This window comes from Mycobacterium sp., from assembly GCF_050701675.1.
Taxonomy (GTDB): Bacteria; Actinomycetota; Actinomycetes; order Mycobacteriales; family Mycobacteriaceae; genus Mycobacterium.
In genome coordinates this window covers 1-4,987 of record NZ_JBOGDD010000345.1, presented here as the reverse complement: position 1 = coordinate 4,987, position 4,987 = coordinate 1, and the positions used below count along the sequence as shown (strand labels likewise).

Sequence of the window (4,987 nt, the reverse complement as noted above, 5' to 3'; positions counted from 1 at the left end):
CACTTCGCCTGCACCGGCGACCGGCTCTGCCTCCACGGCACCCGGCCGCAATGCGAGAACCGGAGCGTCACCGGCAGCCTTGGCCTCGGTCGTGTAGGCGCCACCGAAGATCGAGTGGATCCCGATGGGGCCCTCCTTGACACCGATGACGTCGACCAGGACGCCGGAGCCAGTCGCCGCGGCGACCCGACCGGCGATCTCCTTGCCCTCCGTGCTGGCGACGACGAGAATCGCCGCCGGGGACGCGGACTCCGCCAACGCGGTCAGCACGTCCACCTTGGGGGTGACCAGGTACTGCTCGACGGTGTCGGACTCAGCCACGTAGATCTTCGCCGCACCCGCGGCCTTCAGGCCCTCGGTCAGCCCGTCGGCGGTGCCGGGGGCACCGATCACCACGGCGGACGGCTCACCCAATGCGCGGGCCGCGGTGATGAGCTCGGCGGTGACACTCTTCAACTTGCCTTCGAAGTGCTCAGCGAGCACTAGTACTTCAGCCATTGCCTCTTAGTCGCTCTCTAGGAAAGTGGGGTTGCGGAACTGGAGTCCGCAGGTGTCAAAGGATCTTCTGGGCCACGAGGTACTCGGCGATCTGCTTGCCGCCCTCGCCTTCGTCGGTGACCTTCTCGCCCGCCGTCTTGGGCGGCTTCGGGGTGGCCGACACCACGGTCGAGTCGGCGTGCTCGCCACCGACTTCGTCGGCCTCGACGCCGATCGAGGCGAGCGTCAGCTTCTCGACGGGCTTCTTCTTGGCGGCCATGATGCCCTTGAAGGACGGGAAGCGCGCGTCCTCGACGATCTTCTCGTTGATGCTGATGATCGCGGGCAGAGTCGCCTCGAGTCCGAAGACACCGTCGTCGGTCTCGCGCTCGGCGGTGACCTTGCCGTCGGCGATGTCGACCTTGCGCACCGACGTCAACTGCGGCAGCCCTAGGAACTGGGCCAGGATCGCGGGGACCGCGCCACCGACGCCGTCGCTGGTCTCGTTGCCTGCGATGACGAAGCCGATGTCCTCGATCTGGCCGAGCGACCGGGCCAGCGCCCACGCCGTCTGGACCAGGTCCGAGCCGTGCAAGGCCTCGTCGTCGAGGTGGTAGGCCGAGTCGGCGCCCATCGACAGCGCCCGGCGGATGGCCGTCTCGGCGCTGGTGGGCCCGGCAGTCAGGACCACGACCTTGTAGTCGTCGTCGGCGTGCTTCTCCTTGAGCTGGAGCGCAACCTCGACGGCCTTCTCGTTGATCTCGTCCAGGACCGGGTCGCTACCTGCACGATCCAGCGTCCAGTCACCGTCGTTGAGATGGCGATCCTCGTAATCAGGAACCTGTTTGATCAGGACCACGATGTTCGTCATGAGTGTGGTTCGTCCTCCTCGATGAGGCCGCAGCCGGCCTGCCCATATCACGATTCATGCAACGACCCCCATGTTACTAGTCAGTAACTTCAGGGGCGCGCAGGAACACCATAACCGGTGTTGTCTAACCTTCTGCCCTGCCCCTGCGCTGGATAACCGTTGATGAGGCAGTGACAATCGCCATAGCTGGGTTAGCCTGCGTTGGCAATGAGCGCATTTTCTTATCCCGAGCCGTCCGACGACGTCCTCCCACTGACCGGGGAGCGCACCGTCCCCGGCCTTGCGGAGGAGAACTACTGGTTCCGCCGCCACGAGGTGGTGTACCAGCGGTTCACCGATCGCTGCACCGGGCGCGACGTGCTCGAAGCCGGCTCCGGTGAGGGCTACGGCGCCGACCTGATCGCGAACGTGGCACGACGCGTCATCGGCCTCGACTACGACGAGTCTGCCGTGGCCCATGTCAGGGCCCGCTACCCTCGCGTCGACATGCGGCACGGAAACCTCGCCGAGCTGCCGTTGCCCGACGCCGCCGTCGACGTCGTCGTGAACTTTCAGGTGATCGAACACCTCTGGGACCAAGCACAGTTCGTCGACGAGTGCGCCCGCGTCCTTCGGCCGTCCGGCGTGCTGCTGATGTCGACGCCCAACCGCATCACGTTCTCCCCCGGCCGCGACACCCCGATCAACCCGTTCCACACCCGCGAACTCAACGCCGCCGAGCTCACCGAACTGCTCACCGATGCGGGCCTCGTCGTCGAGTCGATGCTCGGCGTGTTCCACGGCGCCAGGCTGGCGGAGCTCGATGCCAAGCACGGCGGCTCGATCATCGACGCCCAGATCACCCGCGCGCTGGCCAACGCGCCGTGGCCCGCCGACCTGCTTGCCGACGTCGAGTCGATCACCACCTCGGACTTCGACCTGATCGCGACTGGCGGACGCGACAGCCGTGACATCGATGAGAGCCTGGATCTGGTGGCCATCGCGGTGCGACCGTGACCGAGGAGGGGGCAGCTCCGGTACCCGGCCTCTTCACCCTCGTCCTGCACACCCACCTGCCATGGCTGGCCCATCACGGCCGCTGGCCGGTCGGTGAGGAATGGCTCTATCAGTCCTGGGCGGCGGCGTACCTCCCGTTGATGGGGCTGCTCCGCAGGTTGTCCGCAGAGGGCCGCAGCCACCTTCTCACCCTCGGGATGACGCCGGTCGTCACCGCCCAACTCGACGATCCGTACTCGCTGACGGGTATGCACCACTGGTTGGCCAACTGGCAGCTGCGCGGGCAGGAGGCCGCCGTCCGACGAGGCGGTGACGGTACCGGCTACGCCGCCCCGGACGCGTTGCGCGCGTTCGGCATCCGCGAATACGACGAGGCGGGCCAGGCGCTCGAGGACTTCTCGACGCAGTGGCGCCACGGCGGCAGCCCGCTGCTTCGCGAGCTCATCGACGCCGAGGCGATCGAACTGCTGGGCGGACCGCTGGCACATCCCTTCCAGCCGTTGCTGCACCCGCGGTTGCGGGAGTTCGCACTGCGCGAGGGCCTTGCCGACGCCGGGCAGCGATTCGCACACGTTCCCGGCGGCATCTGGGCGCCGGAGTGCGCTTATTCGCCAGGTCTCGAGCGCGAATACGCCGCGGCCGGAGTGACGCACTTCATGGTGGACGGACCGACGCTGCACGGCGACACCGCACTCGGCCGTCCCGTCGGGGACTCCGACGTCATCGCCTTCGGCCGCGACCTGCAGGTCAGCTACCGGGTGTGGTCACCGAAGTCCGGCTACCCCGGTCATGCCGCCTACCGCGACTTCTACACCTACGACCACCTCACGGGTCTCAAGCCGGCCAGGGTCACCGGCCGCGCGGTGCCGTCGGAGGAGAAGGCGCCCTACGTTCCCGACCGCGCCGATCACGCCGTCGACGTCCACGTGGCCGACTTCGTCGACACGGTGCGGCGCAGGCTCTGCTCGGAGTCCGAGCGGCTCGGCAGACCGGCTCACGTCGTCGCGGCGTTCGACACCGAACTGTTCGGCCATTGGTGGCACGAGGGCCCGGCATGGCTGGAGCGGGTGCTGCGCGCGCTGCCGGAAGCCGGCGTGCGCGTCGGCACGCTCTCCGACGCGATCGCCGACGAATTCGTCGGCGCACCCGTCGAATTGCCGCCCAGCTCTTGGGGTTCGGGCAAGGACTGGCAGGTGTGGTCGGGCGATCAGGTCGCCGACATCGTGGCGCTCAACACCGAAGTGGTCGACACCGCACTGTCGACCGTGGACAAGGCGCTGATGCAGCACGCGACGGTCGGCGCACCCACCCCCCGCGACACCGTCGCCGACCAGATCCTGCGCGAAGCGCTCCTCACCGTGTCGAGCGACTGGCCGTTCATGGTCAGCAAGGACACCGCCGCCGAGTACGCGCGCTACCGCGCTCACCTGCACGCGCACGCCACGCGGGAGATCGCCGGAGCACTGGCGGCGGGCCGCCGCGACCACGCCGACCGCCTCGCCGCCACCTGGAACCGCGCAGACGGACTCTTCGGCGCGCTCGACGCCAGGCGGCTCCCACGATGACCCCTCCCCCCTCCGCCGCGAGCGTGCGTGTCTGTACTCGACACGCCGCGGGTGGTTGGCACTTCGCGCACGTTCGCGGGCGCTGGTGAGCCCGTCGTGAAGGTCCTGATGGTGTCGTGGGAGTACCCACCGGTGGTGATCGGCGGTCTCGGACGCCACGTCCATCACCTCGCCACTGCACTCGCCGAGGCCGGCCACGAGGTCGTGGTACTCAGTCGACGACCGTCGGGCACCGATCCGAGCACTCACCCCTCGAGCGACGACACCAGCGAGGGCGTTCGGGTCATCGCCGCGGCGCAGGACCCCCACGAGTTCGAGTTCAGCACCGACATGATGGCGTGGACGCTGGCGATGGGACACTCGCTGGTCCGCGCCGGACTGATGCTGCGATCCAAGGGTGAGCACGCCACCGAGCCGTGGCGCCCCGACGTCGTGCACGCGCACGACTGGCTGGTCGCGCATCCCGCCATCACACTTGCCGAACACTTCGACGTGCCACTGGTTTCCACGATTCACGCCACCGAGGCCGGCAGACACTCGGGGTGGGTGTCCGGCAAGATCAGCAGACAGGTGCACGCCGTGGAGTCGTGGCTGGTCCGCGAATCCGATTCACTCATCACGTGTTCGGCATCGATGGGCGGGGAAATCTCCGAACTGTTCGGACCCGGCCTTTCGGAGTCACGGGTCATCCGCAACGGCATCGACGCAGACCTATGGCCGTTCGCACGACGCACGACGCACGACGGTCCTGCGCGGCTGCTGTACCTGGGCCGCCTGGAGTACGAGAAGGGCGTGCACGACGCAATCGCGGCACTCCCCCGCATCCGGCGCACCCACCCCGGTACCACGCTCACCATCGCAGGGGACGGCACCCAGCTGGACTGGCTGCTCGAACAGGCCCGAAAGCACAAGGTGCTCAAGGCGATCACGTTCGTCGGACGGGTCGACCACGAAGGGTTGGTCGCTCTGCTGCACGACTGCGACGCCGCCGTCCTGCCCAGCCATTACGAACCGTTCGGCATCGTCGCGCTCGAAGCCGCGGCGACCGGCGCGCCGCTGGTTACCTCCAACGTCGGCG

General features: G+C 68.1%; 5 protein-coding genes. 3 read left to right on the top strand and 2 right to left on the bottom strand.

The features are described 5' to 3' along the window. Both ACRDUX_RS10230 and ACRDUX_RS10225 read right to left on the bottom strand, forming a co-directional pair. Positions 1-498: electron transfer flavoprotein subunit alpha/FixB family protein (locus tag ACRDUX_RS10230; RefSeq protein ID WP_526413515.1), on the bottom strand; the 498-nt coding region annotated here is incomplete at its 3' end. Between the two features lie 55 nt (positions 499-553). After that, complete coding sequence (locus ACRDUX_RS10225; protein ID WP_526413513.1) at positions 554-1,348, bottom strand: electron transfer flavoprotein subunit beta/FixA family protein; 795 nt, start codon at positions 1,346-1,348, stop codon at positions 554-556. Positions 1,349-1,555: 207 nt separating this feature from the next. Between ACRDUX_RS10225 and ACRDUX_RS10220 the strand changes: the two genes are divergently transcribed. From ACRDUX_RS10220 to ACRDUX_RS10210, 3 genes are all read left to right on the top strand, one after another. After that, complete coding sequence (locus ACRDUX_RS10220) at positions 1,556-2,344, top strand: class I SAM-dependent methyltransferase (protein WP_526413511.1); 789 nt, start codon at positions 1,556-1,558, stop codon at positions 2,342-2,344. Beyond that, positions 2,341-3,909: a 1,4-alpha-glucan branching protein domain-containing protein gene (locus ACRDUX_RS10215; protein ID WP_526413509.1), complete on the top strand. Its 1,569-nt coding sequence runs from the start codon at positions 2,341-2,343 to the stop codon at positions 3,907-3,909. The genes ACRDUX_RS10220 and ACRDUX_RS10215 overlap by 4 nt, the downstream gene beginning before the upstream one ends. Before the next feature lie 96 nt (positions 3,910-4,005). Continuing rightward, the coding region (locus tag ACRDUX_RS10210) for a glycosyltransferase family 4 protein (protein ID WP_526413517.1) at positions 4,006-4,987 on the top strand (982 nt) is incomplete at its 3' end.